Annotated in this window: 1 protein-coding gene; it reads left to right on the top strand. The window is 44.9% G+C overall.

Annotated features, from left to right (window positions below; genetic code table 11):
* Positions 1 to 2,590 (top strand): beta strand repeat-containing protein (locus tag ACH3Z1_RS15700; RefSeq protein ID WP_490822964.1); only part of this gene is annotated, 2,590 nt, incomplete at both ends.

Below are 2,590 nucleotides of genomic sequence, written 5' to 3'. Positions count from 1 at the left end.
CAACGACAGCGAATATTACAAACCTGACTGGATTAAATAATTTAAGTGCAACGGGAACGATTGAAGCAGGAACTGTAAGTGCAACGAATGCTACGATTACTAATCTGACTGGTTTAAGTAATTTAAGTGTAACGGGTACAGCGCAGATCGGAACAGTAAGTGCTACAAGTGTAAACAGTGGATCGGGCACATTTGATAATATCACGGTGACTGGTAATATCGTAGGCGGCACGATCAGCGCAACATTGAATGCTGGTACGCAAGGCACGATTACGAATCTGGCTAATATCCAGAACATCACAGCGAGTGGCAATATCAGTGCATCAACAATCAGTGCAACGACAGCGAATATCACGAACCTGACCGGATTAAATAATTTAACTGCAACGGGAACGATTGAAGCAGGAACTGTAAGTGCAACGAATGCTACGATCACCAATCTGACCGGTTTAAGTAATTTAAGTTTAACCGGTACCGCACAGGTAGGAACATTGAGTGCTACAAGTGTAACTGGTGGCTCAGGTACCTTTGATAATATCACGGTAACGGGTAATATTATCGGCGGCACGATCAGTGCAACACTGAACGCAGGTACGCAGGGCACGATAACGAACCTTGCTAATATCCAGAACATCACAGCGAGTGGTAATATCAGTACAGCTAGTTTAAGTTCAACGACAGCGAATATTACAAACCTGACTGGATTAAATAATTTAAGTGCAACGGGAACGATTGAAGCAGGAACTGTAAGTGCAACGAATGCTACGATCACCAATCTGACCGGTTTAAGTAATTTAAGTGTAACCGGTACCGCACAGGTAGGAACATTGAGTGCTACAAGTGTAACTGGTGGCTCAGGTACCTTTGATAATATCACGGTAACGGGTAATATTATCGGCGGCACGATCAGTGCAACACTGAACGCAGGCACGCAGGGCACGATAACGAACCTTGCAAATATCCAGAACATCACAGCGAGTGGTAATATCAGTGCAGCGACGATCAGTGCGACTACGGCTAATATTACGAACCTGACTGGACTGAATAATTTAACGGCAACAGGAACAATCGCAGCGGGAACATTGAGTTCAACCAATGCTACGATCACGAACTTAAGCGGACTGACTAATTTAACTGTAACTGGTACTGCTCAGATTGGAACATTGAGTGCGACATCAGTGAACAGCACCAGTGGTACCTTTGATAATATCACGGTAACAGGTAATATCGTAGGTGGAACGATCAGTGCTACTTTAAATGATGGCACACAGAACACGATTACAAACCTTGCGAATGTTCAAAACATTACAGCAAGTGGCACGATCAGTGCAGGAACTTTAAGCGGTAGCCTCTCAACCAGTGCCCAGAACTCTATCACGAACCTGGCGAACGTTACAGCGTTGACTGCAACAAATGCAAGCATCACTACTGCGAATATCACTAACCTGACGGGTCTGACGAATATCAGCATCACCGGTACAGTAGAAGCGGGTAATGTGAGCAGCACCAGTATCACAAGTGCCAGTGGTAGTTTTGATAATATTACTGTAACAGGCAATATCGTAGGTGGCACGATCAGTGCAACACTGAATGCCGGTACACAGAACACGATTACAAACCTTGCGAATGTTCAAAACATTACTGCGAGTGGTACGATCAGTGCAGGAACTTTAAGCGGTAGCCTCTCAACCAGTGCGCAAAACTCTATCACGAACCTGGCTAATGTGAGTAGTCTGACTGCAACAAATGCAAGCATCACTACTGCGAATATTACGAACCTGACAGGTCTGACGAATATCAGCATCACCGGTACAGTCGAAGCGGGTAATGTGAGCAGCACCAGCATCACAAGTGCCAGTGGTAGTTTTGATAATATTACTGTAACAGGCAATATCGTAGGAGGCACGATCAGTGCAACACTGAATGCTGGTACACAGAACACGATTACAAACCTTGCGAATGTTCAAAACATTACTGCGAGTGGTACGATCAGTGCAGGAACTTTAAGCGGTAGCCTCTCAACCAGTGCGCAAAACTCTATCACGAACCTGGCTAATGTGAGTAGTCTGACTGCAACAAATGCAAGCATCACTACTGCGAATATCACGAACCTGACAGGTCTGACGAATATCAGCATCACCGGTACAGTAGAAGCAGGTAATGTGAGCAGCACCAGCATTACAAGTGCCAGTGGTAGTTTTGATAATATTACTGTAACAGGCAATATCGTAGGTGGTACGATCAGTGCAACACTGAATGCTGGTACACAGAACACGATTACAAACCTTGCGAATGTTCAAAACATTACAGCGAGTGGCACGATCAGTGCAGGAACTTTAAGTGGTAGCCTCTCAACCAGTGCTCAGAACTCTATCACGAACCTGGCTAATGTTACAGCGTTGACTGCAACAAATGCAAGTATCACTACTGCGAATATCACGAACCTGACGGGTCTGACGAATATCAGCATCACCGGTACGGTCGAAGCAGGTAATGTGAGCAGCACCAGCATTACAAGTGCCAGTGGTAGTTTTGATAATATTACTGTAACAGGCAATATCGTAGGTGGTACGATCAGTGCAACCTTAAA

The sequence above is a fragment of the Sediminibacterium sp. FW305-C-49 genome, assembly GCF_058231085.1.
Note: the sequence above shows the minus strand (reverse complement) of the source record. Positions and strands in the feature narration are given on the sequence as shown.